This window comes from Acinetobacter pittii (genome assembly GCF_022449185.1).
Taxonomy (GTDB): Bacteria; Pseudomonadota; Gammaproteobacteria; order Pseudomonadales; family Moraxellaceae; genus Acinetobacter; species Acinetobacter pittii_I.
The window spans coordinates 353,002-374,674 of sequence record NZ_JAKUKO010000001.1 but is presented as its reverse complement, the minus strand read 5'-3'; the positions used below and the strand labels follow the sequence as shown (position 1 = coordinate 374,674).

Sequence of the window (21,673 nt, the reverse complement as noted above, 5' to 3'; positions counted from 1 at the left end):
ATCTATTGTGTAAGCGAAGAAGTCTTCACCATATCAATGACTGTAACTACAAATTGATCGACCTTAAAATGAATATCAAAGTCTGAAAATTTCATTTTATAGATTCTTTCAGGGTCTTCTTGATAGGCAGGCCGAGGATCTAAAGCTAATACTTGCTCAAGCTCATTAATGTAATGCGAATCTATTTCTTTATTTTGCAGAAAATATTTTTGCGCTGTTAATGCAGCTTCAGTCCACATGACTGCCTTTCGTTCAGGTTCTGCATGCGCATAACCACTTTGAGCCTCCGCAATTGCATCAGAATATTGAATATAGGGTTTGATATCTAAAATTGGGGTGCCATTTAACAAATCACTTCCTGTGACATAGACACGAACGGACTTCCCCACCTTTTCCACATTATTAAGTTTTACGACTGAAAGCCCGATTGGAGAAGGTCTATACATACTTCGTGTAGCAAATACTCCAATTTTTTCATTGCCACCTAAACGTGGTGGACGAACCTGTGGGCGGAATTTATCTGCGCTGCCTTGATTTTTATTGTCATGAAATTGCCAAACCAACCAGAGATGACTAAATTGCTCAATTCCCTCAAACGCTAATAAGTCATTATATGGTTCTACCATGTCAATATAAGACTCAATATTGACCAAATTAGGCTGGCGTGGAATACCAAATTTTTCACGATAGGGAGAGCACATGTAGCCAATGATGGGGAAGGTGACAGAATTGATCATCACTTTTTCTTATAAACACAATTAAATATATTCAGTTTATCGGGAATGAAATTAGATTAGAATAGCAATCTGTTTTCTTTTAATCGTGATCGAGACCTTTAATGGCTGCTTTTAACGTTGAACGCATTACTCATGTTCACCACTGGAATGACACTCTTTTCAGTTTTAAAACTACACGCGATACCAGCTTACGTTTTAAAAATGGTCAGTTCGTAATGATCGGACTTGAAGTGAATGGCAAACCGTTAATGCGTGCGTATTCGATTGCAAGTGCAAACTACGAAGAAGAGTTAGAATTCTTCTCAATTAAAGTACAAGACGGTCCTTTAACTTCGATTTTGCAAAAAGTACAAGTTGGTGATGAAATCTTAGTTTCTAAAAAACCAACAGGTACTTTGGTTCATGATGACCTTTTACCAGGTAAAAACTTATACCTTTTATCTTCTGGTACTGGTCTTGCTCCATTCTTATCAATTATTCGTGATCCAGAAACTTACGAACGCTTTGAAAAAGTAATCGTTGTTCACGGTACACGTTATATTTCTGAATTAGCTTATCAAGACCTTATCTTGAACGAATTACCAAACCATGAATTCTTTGAAGAGTTAGGTATTAAAGACAAGCTTGTTTACTACCCTACTGTTACTCGTGAGCCTTTCCACACTCAAGGCCGTGTAACAACCGCAATTGAAACTGGCGCTTTATTCGAAAAAATCGGTTTACCACGCTTCAACCGTGAAACTGACCGTGCAATGCTGTGCGGTAGCCCTGCATTTTTAAAAGACGTGGCTGCATTACTTGACCAACACGGTTTAGTTGAATCACCTCGTATGGGTGAAATGGGCGACTACGTGATTGAACGTGCGTTTGTAGAAAAATAATTTTTTCTAGACATAAAAAAACCGAGGCAAAGTCCTCGGTTTTTTTTATATCTGTTTTACAACTTAATGGTGCCATCGATACAGGTGACAGCGGTTCCACCCACTAAAATTTTATCTTGATACAATTCAAGTTGAAGCTGTCCGTCTCGACCTACCGCCCCACCTTGTGAAGAAAGTACGACATCATTTTGTGCAGGAAGGATCCCATAGTAACGAATAAATGAAGCTACGCTACCATTACCACTACCACAAACCGGATCTTCATTTATTCCACATGAAGGGGCAAATGAACGAACTTCTATGTGTTTTTGTTCATCATTATTTTCATGAAAACCAAAAACTGTCGCACCCGTAACTTTCATTTCTAAATCATGTTCTTTTAAAGCGGCAAAGTCTGGTTGGCTATCTAGAACAGCCTCAGCATTAACAGCTTGTAATACAATCCAGCGCGCCCCTACATCAACCAATGCAGCGTTCCATTGAGTATTAATTTCACATTTTAAAATTTCTGCTAATTTCTCAGTATGCATAGCATCTAGTGGAGTAATTTTAGGCTTAGGGAGTTCAAATGAAATATGACTTGACTCACTCACGGTCAGAGTCACTAAACCAGCACCGCACTGCTGTACCAGCTTACCTTCTTTCGCTTTAATTAGACCAGCCTCAAGCAAAGCATAGGCAGTACCAATTGTAGGATGTCCTGCAAATGGCAATTCATTTTGCGGAGTAAAGATTCGAACCTGATAGTCAGCTTGTGAATCGGTCGCAGGGAGCACAAATGTGGTTTCAGAAAGATTGGTCCAGTTCGCAATTTCCTGCATCTGCTCAGATGTTAAGGTACTGGCATCCATAATAACTGCGACAGGATTACCTTTAAATGCGTGTGAAGTAAAAACATCAACTTGTTTAAATGCAACAACAGACATAGACCTCTCCTACTGATTTTAAAATTAAAAAATATGGCTTTTAAGTCCTTACCATTTTTTGATCTTACTGATTTATTTTTAATGGTCACAGTATCAGTTAATATTAAAAATAATAGACACAGTTATTAAAACTATATCCCTATTAAATGGGTTAATCTAAATGCATAACAATATTTGAGATAAATCAGAGATCGCTATAAAGTGTATCCATTACTTTGGCTTTTTAATGAATTGACATGTACAAATATAAAAAAGTGAGTGATGACCTCACCCTACAAATTCAAAATGGCAGGCAGCCTATTGGTTCTCGGTTGCCATCAATTCGAGATTGTGCCCAGCATTATCAGGTCAGTATTAATACCGTAAAAGAAGCTTATCGCCAGCTTGAAGATCAAGGTTTAATTTCAGTTCGTCCACAGTCTGGCTACTATGTTTGTCATGCACCTTCAAACTTATTAGAACTCGAAGAGCGTTATATCAGTGAAGAAAAAGTATCTCTTTCAGGAATTAGCTGTTTTCTCGCACAAATTGTTAAAAAGCAAATGGACCCCGACTATGTCAATTTGGCCCTAGCTTGCCCTTCTGGGGAAAATTTCTATCCAATTGAACGCTTAAAACGCTTAACTGCACAGGTGCTGCGCTCTCAATCAGATATTTTTAAAAGCTATACCTTGCCGCCCGGTTCTATACGTTTACGCACTCAAATTGCTAGGCGAAGCTTACAACTCGGTATGTTTCTTTCAGCAGATGATATTGTGCTCACTCATGGCACGATGGAGGCTTTAAGTCTCGCGATTATGGCAACAACTCAAGCAGGTGACAGCATAGCGCTTGAGATTCCTACATTTCACAACCTGTACCCACTCCTTCATAATTTAGGTCGAAAAATTGTAGAAGTACCGACCTCGCCACATACAGGTATGTGCCTTGATGCACTTGAAGAACTCTTAAAATCTCAAAGTGTACAAGCCATTTTAACCATTCCGACAGGACACAATCCTCTAGGTTTTAGCATGTCTGAAAGTAACCGTCGTCGCTTGGCAGAGTTAGCTAATCAGTTCCAAGTTCCTGTTATTGAAGATGCGATGTATGCCGAATTGCAACTCACCGAGCCCCTCTTGCCCAACATTAAAGCGTTTGACCAAAACGGATGGGTTTTGGTATGTGGTAGCTATACAAAGACTGTAGCACCAGACTATCGGATTGGTTGGCTAGAAGCTGGGCGCTTTCGCAATATTGTGCAGCAGCTTAAATTTACAACCACTGTTGCCGAGCCAGCTTTACTCACAGAAACGTTAGGCCTTTTCTTAGAAAATGGCGGATATGATCTACATTTACGTCAACTCAAAAAACGTTATCAACACCAAATTAACACCATCAAATCTTATATTTGTCGCTTTTTCCCAATCGGTACCCGTGTGAGTCGTCCACAAGCGGGATTTATCCTATGGTTAGAGTTACCCGAATCTATCGATACCCTAGAACTGTTTCACCAAGCAATGGACGAAAAAATCTTATGTATGCCGGGAATTTTGTGTTCGGCTGATAAACGATTTAGTCATTGTTTACGTATTGCAGCTTGTTTTGAGTTAAACCCTAAAATGTTAAATGCTTTGATGCGCTTAGGAGAGCTAGCAAAAAATATGCTGCCTGTACAAAAGGATAGTGGTCAAATCCCTACTAATTCAGTAGGTTGAATCCCAAATGTAGAGTTAATAAAATAAAACCATATATTTTTTATGCCTTTTATTTTATGAAAACCGAACTTCTCTCTCCCGCAGGTTCACTTAAAAACATGCGCTATGCATTTGCCTATGGTGCAGATGCCGTATATGCAGGACAACCACGTTATAGCTTACGTGTACGTAATAATGCTTTTGACCATGACAATTTAAAAATCGGAATTGATGAAGCCCACGCTTTGGGTAAAAAGTTTTATGTTGTAGTGAATATTCAGCCACATAACAGCAAATTAAAAAACTTTATTCGTGATCTTGAGCCAATTGTAGCTATGCAACCAGATGCACTCATTATGTCTGATCCGGGCTTAATCATGATGGTGCGTGAGCATTTTCCAGAAATGCAAATTCATCTATCGGTTCAAGCCAACGCTATTAATTGGGCCACTGTTAAGTTTTGGAAAGACTACGGTCTAAGCCGTGTGATTTTATCGCGTGAGTTATCTTTAGAAGAAATAGAAGAAATCCAGCAACACGTACCCGATATTGAACTTGAAGTTTTTGTACATGGTGCTCTATGCATGGCCTACTCAGGCCGCTGCTTACTTTCCGGATATATGAACAAGCGTGATGCCAACCAAGGTGCTTGTACCAATGCTTGCCGTTGGGACTATAAGTTGCATAAAACCCAAGAAGATGCAAACGGTGATGTGATTCCAGTTACTCAAATCAATGAGTCAGAAAAGTCTTGCTGCTCATCAGCACAATTAGAAACAACCTCGGCTCAAACGCTGCTGGTACAACGCAATGATGAAGAAATGTTTGCTGCCGAAGAAGATGAACACGGCACCTATTTTATGAACTCTAAAGATTTACGTGCGGTACAACATGTAGATCGTTTAACCAAAATGGGGATTGCCTCACTAAAAATTGAAGGCCGTACTAAATCCTATTTTTACTGTGCCCGTACCGCCCAAATTTATCGAAAAGCTATTGATGATGCTTTAGCAGGCAAACCATTTGACCCAAGCTTAATCAACCAACTCGAAGGTTTGGCAAACCGTGGTTATACCGAAGGCTTTTTGAGACGTCATGTGCATAGCGAATATCAAAACTATGCTGATGGTTCATCACATTTTGACTACCAACAATTTTGTGGAGAGGTTTTAGAACGTCACGGCGATTATATTCGCATTGAAGTTAAAAACCGTTTTGTGGTGGGCGACTCACTTGAGCTGATGACGCCTCAAGGTAATATCACCTTTACTTTAGCCGAAATGCGCGATTTAAAAGGTAACCCAATTACCGATGCTAAAGGTTCGGGGCATTTTGTTGAGACTCCACTTTCACAAGATGTTGATGTTAGTTATGCCTTACTTATACGCAATTTGCCTCATGCCAAGGAAAACATTACTGCCTCTACGTTAGCTTATTCAGAGAGTTAAATATGGCGCTTTTGATTACAAGTGACTGCATCAATTGTGATATGTGCTTACCAGAATGCCCCAATACAGCTATTTTTGAAGGCAACAAGGTTTATGAAATTGATCCACACCGTTGTACCGAATGTGTAGGCTTTTATGATGCACCCACATGTAAGGCGGTTTGCCCTATCGATTGCATAAAACTAGACCCTGCACATATTGAAAATAAAGAGCAACTGCTAGAGAAATTTAAGGATTTAAATATACTCGGCGAATCTATCTCTTAAAAAGTCTATCGAGGATCAGGCTAAGGTTGCTGATCCTCTTAAATGACTATACAGATCAATGATTAAATAAATGAATAAATAGCTTAAGCCACTTTGCTAATGATAAAATCAAATGATCAGTTCAGTTTGTTTTACTGGTATTTTTGTACCCCAAAAATTGCACAATCGTTAAAACTGGTCTAACCATTTCAACATTTCATATAGATTGATTAAAACTCTTTCTGGCGTAGCTCCCCATGTCTTATCTTTATTTAGCAATTGCGATTGCTTGTGAAGTCATTGCAACTTCAGCTTTAAAAGCATCTCAAGGTTTTACTGTCCCCATTCCATCCATCGTTACGGTTGTGGGCTATGCGATTGCTTTTTATTTATTGTCTCTGACGCTAAAAACAATTCCGATCGGGATTGCATACGCCATTTGGTCGGGTGCAGGTATTATTTTAATTTCTGCAATTGGCTGGATATTTTACAAACAGCATTTAGACTTAGCAGCGTGCATTGGTCTTACTTTAATGATTGCAGGTATTGTGATTATTAATGTGTTTTCTAAAAATACTCATCTATAAATATAATTAAAAAGCAACCGAGTAAGATGCAAATCCTTGTTTAAAAAATTTCACCTTACTCGGTATGAACAGCTTATTTCAAACTGCCCGTCAAAAATTGCTTTAAACGCTCACTTTTCGGGTTATTGAGTACTTCATCAGGATGGCCCTGTTCCTCAATTTTTCCTTGATGTAAAAAAATCACTTGATTAGATACATGACGTGCAAAGCCCATTTCATGTGTCACCACAATCATGGTCCGCCCTTCTTCAGCCAAGCCCTGCATAACCTTTAGTACTTCACCCACTAACTCTGGATCAAGCGCGCTGGTTGGTTCATCGAACAACATAACTTCTGGTTCCATAGCCAAAGCACGAGCAATTGCTACACGTTGCTGCTGACCACCAGATAAAAATGCCGGATATTTACTTTCAACACTTTCAGGCAAACCAACTTTGCGTAGATATTTGCGTGCACGCTCTTCTGCTTCAGCACGTTTTACCCCAAGTACGTGAATCGGCCCTTCAATGACATTTTCTAGCACTGTCATGTGTGACCACAAATTAAAATGCTGAAATACCATCATGAGCTGGGTACGCATTTTTTGTAGTTGCTTTGGTTCAACTACTTTTAAATTGCCTTTTTTATCAAAGACTGTGCGTAGTTTTTCACCATTGAGCTTAATGGTGCCATTGCTTGGTTGTTCCAAAAAGTTAATACAACGCAGCAAGGTACTTTTACCTGAACCCGATGAGCCAATGATACTAATCACATCACCGGCATTTGCATCAAGTGATATCCCTTTAAGCACTTCATGATCGCCGAATGTCTTGTGTAAATCGCGAATCACTAGTTTTGCAACTTGTTCCATTTATGTCTCCTAATGATTCGATGGCTTTAAAAATGCCAACCAACGTTTTTCAAGCTTACGAAATATCCAAATCAAAATAAATGCCAGCATTGCATACAACACCGCGGCAATTCCAAAAGCATTGAAAGTGTCATAGGTTGCCGCATTCACATCACGTGCAATTTTTAAAATGTCAGGAACAGTTGCTGTAAACGCAATGGTTGTCGCATGCAACATTAAAATGACTTCATTACCGTAAAATGGTAAAGCACGGCGTAACATCGACGGAATGATAATGCGAGTGTACCGTTTCCATTTTGACATACCGAAAGCTTGTGCAGCCTCAATCTCGCCATGGGGAATAGAACGAATCGCCCCAGCGAAGATTTCAGTTGTATATGCACCAGTATTGAGCGCGAATGCCAAAATGGTGCAATTTATGCCCTCTCGAAAAAAAGCATCAAGTGTCTGATGTTCATGGATGTAATCAAAGCTGTAAATACCTGAGTAAATAATCAGCAATTGAATATAAAGTGGTGTGCCACGGAAAACATAGGTATATAACCAAACTGGGCCACGCAACCAAAGATTTTCTGATACTCGTGCAAGTGATAAAGGCACAGCAAGCACAAAACCAATACCAATAGAAAGCACCAATAACCAAGCAGTCATCGCGACACCGGTCATTTGTAAGCCATCGGTCCAAAGGTATGCCTGCCAATATTGTTGAAGGATTTCAATCATAATTGTCCCTTCCTTACACCAGCAGAATAACGACGTTCAAGCCACATTAAAATCAGATTCGACACGGTGGTAATTGCGAGATAAATCGCAGCAGCCACGATGCTGAAAAAGAACAGTTGCATGGTACTTCTACCTGCATCTTGCGTAATTTTTACAATATCAGTCAGGCCAATAATGGAAACCAGTGCGGTCGCCTTAATCAAAACTTGCCAGTTATTACCAATACCAGGTAAAGCGAAACGCATCATTTGAGGGAATAATACACGGTGAAAAACCTGCCACGGAGTCATTCCATAGGCCATTGCTGCTTCAATTTGGCCTTTTGGAACCGATTGAAATGCACCACGAAAGGTCTCGGTAAAATATGCACCATAAATGAACGCTAAAGTAATCACACCCGCCACAAATGGGTTGATATCAATTTGGTCCATTTGCAGTGCTTCAGTAATTTGGTTAAGCCCCAACTGCAAGCTATAAAATAACAGCAGCATAATGACCAAATCAGGCACACTTCGAATGAGCGTAGTGTAAGCTGTTGCTATATAACGTAAAATTTTAATACTAGAGAGTTTTGAGCTCGCACCAATTAAGCCAATAATCACAGAAAGTAAAAGTGACAACAACGCAAGCTGTATGGTCATCCATGTCCCGCTGAGCAGGAGTGGCCCAAAGCCAGAAAAAAACATGACTCATCTTCTCCTTAAAAACAATATCTAATATTGATGAGATGAGAATAGATTTAAAAATGTCGGCGCAAAGCCGACATTTTTCACATCATTAGTAAATGCTAAAGGAGAAATATTTTTTCTCGAGTTTTTTGTATGTGCCATCTGCAATGATTGCAGCGAGTGCTTTATTAATATTGGCTTTTAAATCTGCATCTTCTTTGCGTAATCCAATCGCTGCGCCTACACCTAGTGTTTTTGCATCAACCACATTGCCACCAGCAAAACTGAAGTTTTTGCCTTTTGCTTGTTTTAAGAAAGCGCCATCAACCATAATTGCATCTTGTAAAGTCGCATCCAGACGACCTGACATCATGTCTTGATAAATCAAATCTTGGACTGGATAAGGTACAACCGTTACACCTTTTGGTGCCCAATAGGTTTTGGCATAAGTTTCTTGAATTGTGCCCTGTTGTACACCGACACGTTTGCCTTTCAAAGAGGCAGCGGTAGGCAATAAAGGCGAGCCTTTTTTTGCAACCATACGGGTTGGTGTATTGTAGATTTTGCTACTAAATGCAATTTGTTTTGCACGCTCATCAGTAACGGTCATTGATGAAAGAATGCCATCAAATTTTTTCGCTTTAAGTGCTGGAATCATCCCATCAAAAGAGTTTTCAACCCAAACACATTTGGCTTTGAGTTTTGCACAAATTGCATTACCCAAATCAACATCAAAACCAGTTAACTTGCCATCTGGTGTTTTATATTCAAACGGCGCATAAGACGACTCAGTACCAAAACGAATCACCTTCCAATCCTTTGCTTGAACATTCGTTGCAACAGCAGCCAAAACTAAGGTTGTTGAAACGAACATTTTTTTCATAAAGCTTGCCATCTTGAAGCTTCTCCTTAAAATCCTAATAAGGTGATAAAAACTTGAGCAATTTCTAAATTACTCTTCTGCCGAAATAATTGCAATTTCTATACCAGTAAATTAAGGATTTATGAAGGTGTTCTAACAATAGATTGTATTAACTGTTTAAATGTTGAAAAATCACTCAAATTTTAAATTAGTTTTTGAGTGTATAAGCTTCCGCCATATTTTCATTTTCAACCAATGTCCGAATGGTGTATTCATGGTTATGTTCTTTAGCACTGGCAAATTCACATTTTTGATCCAATGACATTGAGCAGCCACTCAACAAAGGACAACCTGCAAATAATTCAGCCACCCAATCTACGAAGACTCGAACTTTAGGTGATAAATGACGATTTTGTAGATAAACGACTGATATTGGCATAGGTGCAGGCAACCATTCAGTCAGTACTTCCCTAAGCGCTCCAGATTCCAAATGTTTGGCTACCATGTAATATGGGCATTGAATTAAGCCAAAACCTTGCACTGCCAAATCAATATATGAATCACCATCGTTGACAGAAACACGCCCTTTCACACCAACGCTATGAATCTCACCGTTCACCATGAAATCCCAGTCGATATTGCGTCCTGTACGGCTGTTAAAGTAATGCACGACCTGATGTTTTTGTAGATCCTCAATGGTTTTGGGTTCCCCGTGCTCCATCAAATAACGTGGTGCAGCAACCGTCACACACTGAATTGTTCCGATACGGCGCGCAACTAAACTCGAATCTTTCAGTTGACCAATACGAATGACACAGTCCACCGCATCTTGAACCAAATCGACCGGACGATCACTCATTCCAATCACCAAATCAATATCAGGATACTTGGCATGAAAATCACAAAGCATCGGAATCAGAATCAGCCGCCCAATTGAAGCTTTAACATCAATGCGCAGTCTTCCTCGTGGTCCACGCTCCGAATCATGAAAAGTTGACTCTACATCTTCGACATCAGCTAAAATTCGCGAAGTACGCTCATAATAAACCGCTCCATCCGGTGTCAAACTAAGTTTACGGGTTGTTCGGTTAAGCAACCTAACTTGTAAATGTTTCTCTAAACCCTGAATGGTTGTCGTCACTGAAGCACGCGGTAGGCCTAAGCTGTCAGCCGCTAAACTGAAACTATTTGTTTCGACAACTTTGTTAAATACTTTCATGGCATGAAATAGATCCACACGCACACTCCTATCAATCAATGCATTTTTTAATCAAACACATCAATTGTTATAAAAATACGAATAGTGTTATCGAATTTAATATATTTATTCGTGATTGACAAACTTTTATGCTCCGTCCATCCCATAAACCCTGTTTCTCCCATACGGACCAAAACTAAAAGTCTGAAAACAGGTATCCAAATAACTAGGAGCACCTCATGTCATTTTCCCGCAAACAGTTCGCACTGTCTGCCATCTTTGTTGCCCTCTTAGCAACAGGAGGCAGTTTTATGTTTTTACATGAAAATGCCGATGCAAAAGCTGCACCGACCACAGCCCAACAAGCTGCAACTGTTGATATTTCTAATGTCATCAGCAAAACCATTACCGACTGGCAAGAATACTCCGGTCGTTTAGAAGCAATTGATCAAGTCGATATTCGACCCCAAGTTTCCGGCAAACTCATTGCCGTTCACTTCAAAGATGGAAGTCTCGTAAAAAAAGGCGACTTACTTTTTACAATTGATCCACGGCCTTTCGAGGCAGAACTGAATCGTGCCCAAGCTCAACTCGCTTCAGCTGAAGCACAAGTCACTTATACAGGTTCCAATCTTTCTCGTATTCAACGTTTAATTCAAAGTAATGCTGTCTCACGTCAAGAACTAGATTTAGCCCAAAATGATGCACGCTCAGCCAGTGCCAACCTACAAGCCGCCAGAGCAGCAGTTCAATCTGCACGCTTAAATCTAGAGTACACTCGTATTACAGCACCTGTTAGTGGTCGAATTTCCCGTGCCGAAGTAACAGTCGGCAATGTAGTCTCTGCGGGTAACGGTGCACAAGTCTTAACAAGTTTAGTATCTGTCTCTCGCCTCTATGCATCTTTCGATGTTGATGAACAAACTTATCTGAAATATATCAGTAATCAGCGCAACTCAGCACAAGTTCCTGTTTATATGGGACTTGCCAATGAAACTGGTTTCTCTCGCAAAGGTACGATCAACTCAATTGACAATAACCTAGATGCAACCTCGGGTACGATTCGTGTTCGCGCGACTTTTGATAATCCAAACGGCGTTTTATTACCGGGCTTATATGCACGAATCCGTTTAGGCGGTGGTCAACCTCGTTCAGCAATTCTGATTAGCCCAACCGCCGTTGGGGTCGATCAAGATAAACGCTTTGTCGTAGTCGTTGATGCTAAAAATCAGACGGCCTACCGTGAAGTAAAACTCGGTGCACAACAAGATGGTTTGCAAATCGTGAATAGCGGACTAAAAGCGGGTGATCGTATTGTGGTGAACGGTTTACAGCGAATTCGTCCGGGTGACCCTGTGACCCCGCACCTCGTTCCTATGCCAAATTCACAAATCACTGCTAGCAGTACTACTCCTCAACCTCAGCCAACAGATAAAACATCAACTCCGGCAAAAGGTTAATCACATATGAATATTTCTAAATTTTTTATTGATCGGCCGATCTTTGCTGGTGTGTTATCAGTACTGATTTTACTCGCCGGTCTGCTTTCGGTATTCCAGTTACCGATTTCTGAATATCCAGAAGTTGTTCCGCCATCTGTGGTGGTACGTGCTCAATATCCGGGTGCAAACCCGAAAGTAATTGCTGAAACAGTTGCTTCTCCGCTTGAAGAGTCGATCAACGGCGTCGAAGACATGCTGTACATGCAATCTCAGGCTAACAGCGACGGCAACTTAACCATTACGGTGAACTTTAAACTTGGTATTGATCCAGACAAAGCGCAACAACTGGTTCAAAACCGTGTGTCTCAGGCCATGCCTCGTTTACCGGAAGACGTACAGCGTTTAGGTGTCACTACTTTAAAAAGCTCACCAACTTTAACCATGGTAGTGCATCTGACCTCACCAGATAGTCGTTATGACATGACCTACTTACGCAACTATGCGGTACTCAACGTAAAAGACCGTTTGGCGCGCTTACAAGGGGTTGGTGAAGTCGGATTATTTGGTTCTGGTGACTACGCGATGCGCGTATGGCTCGACCCGCAAAAAGTAGCACAGCGTAACCTCACCGCGACCGAAATTGTGAATGCAATCCGTGAACAAAATATTCAGGTTGCAGCGGGTACAATCGGTGCATCACCAAGTAATTCACCTTTACAGCTTTCAGTCAATGCTCAAGGCCGTTTAACGACTGAGCAAGAATTCGCAGATATCATTTTAAAAACTGCACCAGATGGTGCGGTCACCCGATTGGGTGATGTTGCTCGTGTTGAACTTGCAGCCTCTCAATATGGCTTGCGTTCATTACTCGATAATAAACAAGCAGTCGCAATTCCAATTTTCCAAGCTCCGGGTGCTAATGCTTTGCAAGTTTCCGATCAAGTGCGTAGCACAATGAAGGAGCTTTCAAAAGATTTCCCATCTTCAATTAAATACGACATTGTGTACGACCCGACTCAATTCGTACGTGCCAGTATTAAAGCAGTCGTTCATACCTTACTTGAAGCAATTGCACTGGTTGTGGTGGTCGTTATTTTATTCTTGCAAACATGGCGTGCCTCAATCATTCCATTGCTTGCTGTACCGGTTTCAATTATTGGTACTTTCGCACTCATGCTTGCTTTTGGTTACTCAATCAATGCGCTTTCACTGTTCGGGATGGTACTTGCTATCGGCATTGTGGTCGATGACGCCATTGTAGTCGTCGAAAATGTCGAGAGGAATATTGAAGCAGGCTTAAGCCCAAGAGATGCAACTTATCGCGCGATGAGAGAAGTAAGTGGACCAATTATTGCGATTGCCTTAACGCTTGTTGCCGTGTTCGTTCCACTTGCCTTTATGACAGGCTTAACAGGGCAATTTTATAAACAATTTGCCATGACCATTGCCATTTCAACGGTCATTTCGGCATTTAACTCCCTTACCCTATCTCCTGCTTTGGCTGCCATGTTACTAAAAGGACATGATGCTAAACCTGATGCATTAACACGCATAATGAATCGTGTATTTGGACGTTTCTTTGCACTGTTTAACCGCGTATTTACACGTGCGTCAGAAAACTATGGTAAAGGCGTAAGTCGTGTTATCTCCCATAAAGCATCGGCAATGGGTGTCTATGCAGCACTGTTAGGCTTAACCGTTGGGATTTCTTATATTGTTCCGGGTGGCTTTGTTCCCGCTCAAGACAAACAATATTTGATTAGCTTTGCTCAATTACCAAACGGCGCGTCTTTAGATCGTACTGAAGCTGTCATTCGTAAAATGAGTGATACTGCTCTTAAACAGCCTGGTGTAGAAAGTGCTGTTGCCTTCCCAGGCCTCTCAATTAATGGTTTCACTAATAGCTCTAGCGCAGGTATTGTCTTTGTGACTTTAAAGCCATTCGACGAACGTAAGGCTAAAGACTTATCTGCAAATGCAATTGCTGGTGCTCTTAACCAGAAATATTCAGCTATTCAAGATGCATATATTGCAGTTTTCCCACCACCACCAGTGATGGGCTTAGGGACCATGGGCGGCTTTAAACTACAACTTGAAGACCGAGGTGCCTTAGGCTATTCAGCCTTGAATGATGCTGCACAAAACTTTATGAAAGCAGCACAATCAGCCCCTGAACTTGGTCCAATGTTCTCAAGTTATCAAATTAACGTACCTCAACTAAATGTAGATCTGGACCGTGTAAAAGCTAAACAGCAAGGTGTTGCCGTGACAGATGTTTTCAACACCATGCAGATTTATTTAGGCTCTCAGTACGTTAACGACTTTAACCGCTTTGGACGTGTTTATCAGGTTCGTGCACAAGCCGATGCGCCTTTCCGTGCTAACCCTGAAGATATTTTGCAGCTTAAAACCCGAAACAGTGCCGGACAAATGGTGCCGTTATCTTCATTGGTAAATGTAACTCAAACCTATGGTCCTGAAATGGTAGTTCGTTATAACGGCTACACATCAGCCGATATTAACGGCGGCCCTGCACCAGGTTATTCATCTAGCCAAGCAGAAGCGGCGGTTGAACGTATTGCTGCTCAAACTCTACCACGTGGTATCAAGTTTGAATGGACAGATTTAACTTACCAAAAAATCTTGGCTGGTAATGCAGGACTCTGGGTATTCCCAATTAGTGTCTTACTGGTGTTCTTAGTTTTAGCTGCTCAATATGAAAGTCTAACTTTGCCTTTAGCTGTAATTTTAATTGTACCAATGGGAATCTTGGCAGCTCTGACAGGTGTCTGGCTGACAGGCGGAGATAACAACATCTTTACCCAAATCGGTTTGATGGTACTGGTCGGGCTGGCTTGTAAAAATGCCATCTTAATTGTCGAATTTGCGCGGGAACTCGAAATGCAAGGTGCGACTGCATTCAAAGCTGCTGTTGAAGCAAGTCGTCTACGTTTACGCCCAATTCTCATGACGTCAATTGCCTTCATTATGGGTGTTATGCCACTGGTCACCTCAACTGGTGCAGGGTCTGAAATGCGTCATGCCATGGGCATTGCAGTGTTCTTCGGCATGATCGGTGTAACGTTGTTTGGTTTGTTCCTGACCCCTGCCTTTTATGTCCTGATTCGTACACTGAACAGCAAACATAAATTGCATTCGGCAGCAGTTCATGAAGCACCTTTATCTACCCCACATGATCATTAAGGAGGACATTTGATGGCTACAGCAAAACAAAGCTTATTATTGTCCTCACTCATGGGAAGCCTGCTGCTTGCAGGCTGCTCTTTGGCTCCAGAATATCAACCTGCAAAAGTGATAGTTCCAGTCAAATTTAAAGAGTCTGACCCAAAACTTGAGGATAATAACTGGAAAATTGCCCAACCTGCTGATCAGCAGATTCGAGGTGAATGGTGGCGTGTTTTTAATGATGCTCAATTGAATGAGCTCGAACAACAAGCTATTTCTGGAAACCAGAGCCTTAAAGCGGCAGCGGCTAATATTCAGGCTTCACGTGCGTTACGTTCCGCAGCACAAGCTGAACGCTTGCCAAGTATTGGTGCTGGCTTTGGACCAACTCGTCAAAAACCATCTCCAGCTTCATTGGGTTTAGATGACAATGCCCATACGTCTGCACAGACCTTATGGCGTGCTCAAGCCAATGTTTCATATGAGCTCGATTTATTTGGCCGTATTGCCAGTAGTGTCAATGCAGCAACAGCTGATGTACAGCAACAAGAAGCTTTATACCAGTCGGCACTTTTAGCCTTACAAGCAGATGTTGCCCAAGGTTATTTCCTGATCCGTCAGTTAGATGCTGAACAAGCAATTTATAATCGCACTATTAAACTGCTTGGTGAGACAAGAGACTTAGTTCAAACACGTTTTAGAAATGGTTTAGTCAGTGAATTAGATGTTTCTCGCGCACAGACTGAACTGGCTACCGCCCAGACCAATGCACTGAACATTGCTCGTAACCGAGCCAATGCAGAGCATGCTCTTGCAGTATTATTAGGCAAAACACCTGCTGAGTTTAGCTTGGCAATGCAACCATTAACTGCAAACAGCATTCGTCTGCCAGCAGGTTTACCTTCGGCTTTACTTGAAAGACGACCTGACATTGCGGCTGCCGAGCGTGCTATGGCAGCAGATAATGCGCGTATTGGAATTGCACGTGCTGCTTTCTTCCCAAAACTGGACCTAACAGGTGCACTCGGTTATGAATCATCAAGTTTAGGTGAGTTGGGTAAATGGTCGAGCCGTACATTCTTACTTGGCCCGGTGGCAGGTACTATTTTGTCTTTGCCATTATTTGACGGCGGACAACGTAAGGCTGGAGTTGCTCAAGCACGAGCTGCCTATGAAGAAAGCGTTGCGAATTATCGCCAAACTGTATTGAATGCATTTCGTGAAGTTGAAAATGGTTTATCAGATCAAAGAATACTTGATCAGCAAATTCAAGCTCAAAATCAAGCACTCTCCTCTTCTCGTCATGCAAATCAATTGTCTCATTTACGTTATCGAGAAGGTGCTATTAGCTATCTTGATGTGATTGATTCGGATCGGACTATTTTGCAACAAGAACAACTTTCTGCACAGCTTAACGGCACTAAAATGATGGCTAGTGTAAATTTAATCCGTGCATTAGGTGGTGGCTGGCATAATGCCGAGTCATCGGTAAAATCTAAAAGTTAATTCTTATCTAATTAACTTGATAAAAAAAAGCGCCATACGGCGCTTTTTTTATATTTACAACTTATTGTGCGTATACAGGGAATTTTGCACAAACAGTTTCAACTTTCGCTTTTACGTCAGCAATAACTTTTTCGTCACCTTTGCTGTCAATCACGTCAGCGATCCAACCAGCAAGTTCACGAACTTCAGCTTCACCGAAACCACGAGTTGTTACAGCTGGAGTACCGATACGGATACCAGAAGTCACGAATGGAGAACGTGGGTCATTTGGAACTGAGTTTTTGTTCACAGTAATGTGAGCAGCACCTAACCAAGCATCTGCATCTTTACCAGTTACATCTTGCTTGATTAAAGATAACAAGAACAAGTGGTTGTCTGTACCGCCAGAAACAACATCATAACCACGAGCGATGAATACTTCAGCCATAGCTTGAGCATTTTTCACAACTTGTTGTTGGTAAGCTTTGAAGTCATCAGACATAGCTTCTTTGAAGCAGATTGCTTTAGCAGCAATCGCATGCATTAATGGACCACCTTGGTTACCAGGGAATACAGCTGATTGAAGTTTTTTCTCAATTTCTTCATTCGCTTTCGCAAGGATTAAACCAGAACGTGGACCACGAAGTGTTTTGTGAGTCGTCGTTGTTGTTACGTCAGCAATTTGAACTGGGTTTGGATATACGCCAGCAGCAACAAGACCTGCAACGTGAGCCATATCAACAAAAAGGTAAGCGCCAACTTTGTCCGCGATGTCACGGAAACGTTGCCAATCTACAACACGGCTATAAGCAGAGAAACCAGCAACGATCATACGTGGCTTGTGCTCTAATGCTAAACGTTCGACTTCTTCGTAATCGATCTCGCCAGTTTCAGCGTTTAGACCGTATTGAACTGCATTATAAGTTTTACCAGAGAAGCTTACTTTAGCACCGTGAGTCAAGTGACCACCGTGAGCCAAGCTCATACCTAAAACAGTATCGCCTGGGTTAAGAAGCGCTAAATAAACAGCAGAGTTAGCTTGTGAACCAGCGTGTGGTTGAACGTTTGCGTAATCTGCACCAAAAAGCTCTTTAGCACGATCAATCGCCATTTGCTCGATGATATCCACATACTCGCAACCGCCATAATAGCGTTTGCCTGGATAACCTTCTGCATATTTGTTCGTAAGTTTTGATCCTTGCGCTTCCATCACAGCAGGAGAGCAATAGTTTTCAGATGCAATTAACTCGATATGTGCTTCTTGACGCTCACCTTCAGAAGCAATTGCTTGAGCTAATTCTGGATCAAATTCAGAAATGGAAATATTGGCAAACATTAGCGGGGGTCCTATAAATTAGGGCTTTTAAGCCGTGCTAAGATTGCGGCATATTGTAGCATGAACTTTATAATTAAACAGAATGAAGTTAGCTCAGTTTTAAATAAAAATGGCTCAAGTTTTATAAAAAATGAGCCATTGTTTATAAATCAAATAAAAAGCTCGTTTAAAGCTTATATTTTAAATTTATCCATCGTTAATTTTAACTTACAACAATATTAAAAAGTCTTTAAATATCAATAACTCTATTGAGCTGCCAGTAAAGACTGAACATTTCCAACAATATTATCTACATTACTGCTCATCACCGTGCCATGATCCCAGTTACCCGTCACATAGCTATTAATTTTAGTGCCTACGACAGTGGCATTAAATATCAATAGATCAGTTGCTAATTTAGGTACTGTCGAATCTGCTACCCCTTGATAAATGATGATCGGTGTCGTGACTTTTACTTGTAACGGCTGCGAATCTTTTTCCAAAAACGTTTTAACTAGCGGCACAGCCATAAAATTAGGTTGTGTACGTGTAAAGCCATCTAGTGTGCCATTATGGTCTTTAGCATAATTACTCATACCCTCATAAAAGGCTCCATACAATGGTCCTGAACAAAGGTTTTCTGCTTGTGCGGCAATACTTGAAATTTGTGAAGTAAAGACTTGTGAATAATTAAAGGCAGGTTGTGTGTTGCGAATGCCAGCTGTAACCAAAGCTGTATATGTATCAAGCTGTGCATAGGTTGCAATTTTAATATCTATCGGTGCATTCGCAACTTGCGCCTCTCCATCTACTAAAATCCCCCCTAGATTAGAAGCAGGTGCTACCGCTACTGTACCTTTATAGTCTAGTTGTGCACGGCTCGCATATTGTGCAGCACCTAATGCAGCATGCCCACCCTGAGAATGTCCTACTGTTAACCATTTTTTTGAGGTTAATAAATTACGTTGTGATAAATAGTTACGTGCTGCAACCACTGCATCTGTAATTGAGAAAGCCTCACTTTTAACATTTAAAAATGGATGTATACCTGGTGTACCTAAACCTTCATAGTCAGGTGCGACCACAACATAACCTGCGGTTAGTAATTTACTAATTAAATCTTTTGTACTTTCTGCTAAAGCTGCTTTACTTGGTGCGCAAGCATCTGCCACACCCGTAGTACCATGCGCCCAGACTACAATTGGCCAACCGCCTACTGGTGGTGGAGTGTTTGGTGTAAATACCAAACTGGTTGCCTGCACTTCTTGACCACTTTGACCCAACATTTTATAAGTCAAAATACTACTTTCTGCGGCAACTGATCCTAAGTTGGTGCTTGTGTAAGCCTCGACCTTAACGACTGGATTTTGAATATTATTGGTTGGAGTCCCAGATGGATTAGTAGGAGCTGGGCCATCATCACTACTCCCTCCTCCACAAGCGACTAAAAATAAACTCGTGCTCAGAACGCTCGTCATTAATAGGTTCATTTTCATTGGTATATCTTCCCTTAAATTCCATTTTTGTTTTGCTTTAGTTTTTTAATCAACATTTCCTAATGTCTTAAAAATATTTACGCCTAATCTTTATTTTCCGCAAGGTCTATTGGATGAAATTAATCTCTGAAAACTTTATTTTTAATATAAATTAACGTTCTCACTACTCTCAGGCCTCACTTCATGTTTTAAAGTGGGTAGCCAACTGTTAACATTCTTGATTACTCGTGATTGATTAAAGGGCCAGTTATGCAAACCATTATTTTAGATACAGAAACACATACACTAAATGGTTTGCCTATTGAAATTGCGTATGCCCCAATTGAAATTAATGAAGGCAAATTGACTTTAGATAAGAGCAAATTGTTTGATCAGCTCTATCAAGTCGGTACCCCTATTTCTTACGCGGCTATGGCAGTTCACCATATATTAGAGTCAGATTTAGAAAACCAGCCCCACTATAAAACTTTTAAATTGCCAGAGACTACAACTTATATTATTGGTCACAATATTGATTACGATATTGCAGCGATTGCTCGTTGTGGTGTGGATGTATCGAATATCAAACCGATTTGTACACTAGCTTTAGCGCGTAAAACTTGGCCTGAAGCAGAAGCGCATAATATTTCTGCACTCATCTATATGATTTCTCAAGGCAGCGGTAAAGCGCGAGAATTGCTCAAAGGCGCGCACCGAGCCGATGCGGATATTATTTTGACTGCTAATATTTTGATGCATATTGTCTATCATTTAAATATTCAAGACATTGAAGAGCTTTACCGAGTTTCTGAAGAAGCACGTATCCCTACGACTATTAATTTTGGTAAGCATAAAGGCACAGCAATTGCTGAACTTCCTAAAGACTATATTCAATGGTTATTACGTCAAGATGAACTTGACATCTATTTACGTAAAGCGTTAGAAGGCGCATTTTAAAGTCTTAAATAGATGATATTCATCAATTCTTCATCATATTGTCATTTTTGAGTTTTATCGTTAACCCCATTTATATTTTATTAAAAACAGTACTGTTCAACCAAGAAAATTGGACAGTCTGATTTATTTTTTATTTGGGGAAGAATGATGGCTGGTTTTTATCGAACCAATTTAGGAAGAGTCGCGCTTCAACAACGCAACATTACTTTAAATGCAAAACAAAGACGTTTACTACTATTAATAGATCACGAAGATTTTCAAAATTTAAATAGCGAATTTAAAAAACGTATTGCATCTCCAGAGCTTATTCAACAGCTTATCGACTTAAAACTCATTGCTCCTTCTGGCGAAAATTATTCAGACTTAAATGAACAAATATCTTTCCAACAATTATCCGTAACTACAATAGAAGCTCATCAAAAAAGCACTATAGATGATAATAAAAGTGATGATACAGTTAGTGAAATTCAGGTTACTCAATCATCATCTTTTCAACTTTCACATACTGAAATTACCCAGCCACCAGTTCCAGTTCAAACACTCTCTTTTGAAGAAATACAATATTTGATGAAGCAAAGCTTGAGTCAATATTGTGGGCTTATGGCAAAACCACTTATTCAGAAAATAGAGCAAATAAAAACGCTTCAAGAGCTTAAAATGTGCCAAATGCAATGGATTACCAGCTTACAGGAATCGCGTATTCCACCTCATGAGCTAGCACATACGCTTCATTCTATTAATTATTCAATTCAACTTATTCAACAACGCATCTAAAAAAACAACAAGCTGCTGTTTAATTAAGCATTAAACTCACTTGTTACCTATTTCGTGCTTTACCTATGGGTGTTTTTTTCCTATGATGTGGCCCACACATGTGCGCTCGTAGCTCAGTTGGATAGAGTACAGGTTTCCGAAGCCTGGGGTCGTGGGTTCGATCCCCGCCGAGCGCACCAGTTTATATATAATAACTTCATAAATTTATCTCAATTTTATAAAATTCCGACTATTTTAC

20 protein-coding genes and 1 tRNA gene are annotated in these 21,673 nt (G+C 40.6%); 12 read left to right on the top strand and 9 right to left on the bottom strand.

The features are described 5' to 3' along the window. Positions 1-2 precede the first annotated feature (2 nt). Positions 3-737: a tRNA (N6-threonylcarbamoyladenosine(37)-N6)-methyltransferase TrmO gene (tsaA, locus tag MKX14_RS01695; RefSeq protein WP_240281597.1), complete on the bottom strand. Its 735-nt coding sequence runs from the start codon at positions 735-737 to the stop codon at positions 3-5. A 101-nt stretch (positions 738-838) separates the two neighbouring features. On the opposite strand from tsaA, the gene MKX14_RS01690 reads away from it, so the two are divergent. Continuing rightward, positions 839-1,618 carry a ferredoxin--NADP reductase gene (locus MKX14_RS01690; RefSeq protein ID WP_002118187.1) on the top strand — a complete coding sequence of 260 codons (780 nt, stop codon included), beginning with the start codon at positions 839-841 and terminating at the stop codon, positions 1,616-1,618. 56 nt (positions 1,619-1,674) lie between these two features. Here MKX14_RS01690 and MKX14_RS01685 read toward each other — a convergent pair whose 3' ends face one another. After that, positions 1,675-2,544: a PhzF family phenazine biosynthesis protein gene (locus tag MKX14_RS01685; RefSeq protein WP_240281596.1), complete on the bottom strand. Its 870-nt coding sequence runs from the start codon at positions 2,542-2,544 to the stop codon at positions 1,675-1,677. Positions 2,545-2,774: 230 nt separating this feature from the next. Here MKX14_RS01685 and yjiR point away from each other — a divergent pair, with 230 nt between their 5' ends. From yjiR to abeS, 4 genes are all read left to right on the top strand, one after another. Next, entirely contained in the window at positions 2,775-4,241 is a 1,467-nt protein-coding gene (yjiR, locus tag MKX14_RS01680; RefSeq protein ID WP_240282005.1) for a PLP-dependent aminotransferase family protein, read from the top strand. Between the two features lie 56 nt (positions 4,242-4,297). Beyond that, the gene (gene yegQ, locus MKX14_RS01675; protein WP_240281595.1) at positions 4,298-5,668 is read left to right on the top strand and encodes a tRNA 5-hydroxyuridine modification protein YegQ; all 1,371 of its coding nucleotides are present in this window, start codon (positions 4,298-4,300) and stop codon (positions 5,666-5,668) included. A 2-nt stretch (positions 5,669-5,670) separates the two neighbouring features. After that, positions 5,671-5,934: a YfhL family 4Fe-4S dicluster ferredoxin gene (locus tag MKX14_RS01670; protein ID WP_126644906.1), complete on the top strand. Its 264-nt coding sequence runs from the start codon at positions 5,671-5,673 to the stop codon at positions 5,932-5,934. A 236-nt stretch (positions 5,935-6,170) separates the two neighbouring features. Next, entirely contained in the window at positions 6,171-6,500 is a 330-nt protein-coding gene (gene abeS / locus MKX14_RS01665; protein ID WP_005307063.1) for a multidrug efflux SMR transporter AbeS, read from the top strand. A gap of 73 nt (positions 6,501-6,573) precedes the next feature. Here abeS and hisP read toward each other — a convergent pair whose 3' ends face one another. From hisP to MKX14_RS01640, 5 genes are all read right to left on the bottom strand, one after another. After that, positions 6,574-7,350 carry an ABC transporter ATP-binding protein gene (hisP, locus tag MKX14_RS01660; protein ID WP_003650668.1) on the bottom strand — a complete coding sequence of 259 codons (777 nt, stop codon included), beginning with the start codon at positions 7,348-7,350 and terminating at the stop codon, positions 6,574-6,576. Positions 7,351-7,359: 9 nt separating this feature from the next. Continuing rightward, positions 7,360-8,073: an ABC transporter permease gene (gene hisM / locus MKX14_RS01655; protein WP_044101017.1), complete on the bottom strand. Its 714-nt coding sequence runs from the start codon at positions 8,071-8,073 to the stop codon at positions 7,360-7,362. After that, positions 8,070-8,759 carry an ABC transporter permease gene (gene hisQ / locus MKX14_RS01650; RefSeq protein ID WP_005073444.1) on the bottom strand — a complete coding sequence of 230 codons (690 nt, stop codon included), beginning with the start codon at positions 8,757-8,759 and terminating at the stop codon, positions 8,070-8,072. The genes hisM and hisQ overlap by 4 nt, the downstream gene beginning before the upstream one ends. A 91-nt stretch (positions 8,760-8,850) precedes the next feature. Then, positions 8,851-9,636 carry an ABC transporter substrate-binding protein gene (gene argT / locus MKX14_RS01645; RefSeq protein WP_005068246.1) on the bottom strand — a complete coding sequence of 262 codons (786 nt, stop codon included), beginning with the start codon at positions 9,634-9,636 and terminating at the stop codon, positions 8,851-8,853. 175 nt (positions 9,637-9,811) lie between these two features. After that, positions 9,812-10,840, bottom strand: coding sequence for a LysR family transcriptional regulator (locus MKX14_RS01640; RefSeq protein ID WP_240281594.1), 1,029 nt, complete (start codon positions 10,838-10,840; stop codon positions 9,812-9,814). A gap of 200 nt (positions 10,841-11,040) precedes the next feature. Here MKX14_RS01640 and adeF point away from each other — a divergent pair, with 200 nt between their 5' ends. The 3 genes from adeF to MKX14_RS01625 are packed head-to-tail and all read left to right on the top strand — an operon-like array spanning position 11,041 to position 16,935. After that, entirely contained in the window at positions 11,041-12,261 is a 1,221-nt protein-coding gene (gene adeF / locus MKX14_RS01635) for a multidrug efflux RND transporter periplasmic adaptor subunit AdeF (protein WP_240281593.1), read from the top strand. A gap of 6 nt (positions 12,262-12,267) precedes the next feature. After that, positions 12,268-15,447, top strand: a complete 3,180-nt coding sequence (gene adeG / locus MKX14_RS01630) for a multidrug efflux RND transporter permease subunit AdeG (RefSeq protein ID WP_240281592.1) — start codon at positions 12,268-12,270, stop codon at positions 15,445-15,447. Between the two features lie 12 nt (positions 15,448-15,459). Then, positions 15,460-16,935 (top strand): efflux transporter outer membrane subunit, encoded by a 1,476-nt coding sequence (locus tag MKX14_RS01625; protein WP_240281591.1) that lies wholly within the window; start codon positions 15,460-15,462, stop codon positions 16,933-16,935. Positions 16,936-16,996: 61 nt separating this feature from the next. Here the strand turns inward: MKX14_RS01625 and glyA are convergent, their stop codons facing one another. Then, positions 16,997-18,250 (bottom strand): serine hydroxymethyltransferase, encoded by a 1,254-nt coding sequence (glyA, locus tag MKX14_RS01620; protein WP_002118126.1) that lies wholly within the window; start codon positions 18,248-18,250, stop codon positions 16,997-16,999. 60 nt (positions 18,251-18,310) lie between these two features. On the opposite strand from glyA, the gene MKX14_RS01615 reads away from it, so the two are divergent. Further along, entirely contained in the window at positions 18,311-18,472 is a 162-nt protein-coding gene (locus tag MKX14_RS01615; RefSeq protein ID WP_081312894.1) for a hypothetical protein, read from the top strand. Positions 18,473-18,495: 23 nt separating this feature from the next. On the opposite strand, the gene MKX14_RS01610 is transcribed toward MKX14_RS01615, so the two are convergent. Beyond that, positions 18,496-19,725 carry an alpha/beta hydrolase gene (locus tag MKX14_RS01610; RefSeq protein ID WP_240281590.1) on the bottom strand — a complete coding sequence of 410 codons (1,230 nt, stop codon included), beginning with the start codon at positions 19,723-19,725 and terminating at the stop codon, positions 18,496-18,498. Between the two features lie 249 nt (positions 19,726-19,974). Here MKX14_RS01610 and exoX point away from each other — a divergent pair, with 249 nt between their 5' ends. The 3 genes from exoX to MKX14_RS01595 all read left to right on the top strand — a co-directional run bounded on the left by exoX (position 19,975) and on the right by MKX14_RS01595 (position 21,614). Beyond that, a complete protein-coding gene (gene exoX, locus MKX14_RS01605; RefSeq protein ID WP_032004601.1) occupies positions 19,975-20,661 on the top strand; it encodes a putative quorum-sensing-regulated virulence factor in 687 nt (228 codons plus the stop codon). 144 nt (positions 20,662-20,805) lie between these two features. Next, the gene (locus MKX14_RS01600) at positions 20,806-21,435 is read left to right on the top strand and encodes a hypothetical protein (RefSeq protein WP_240281589.1); all 630 of its coding nucleotides are present in this window, start codon (positions 20,806-20,808) and stop codon (positions 21,433-21,435) included. Positions 21,436-21,537: 102 nt separating this feature from the next. Beyond that, a tRNA-Arg gene (locus MKX14_RS01595) sits at positions 21,538-21,614 on the top strand. The last annotated feature ends 59 nt before the right edge of the window (positions 21,615-21,673 follow it).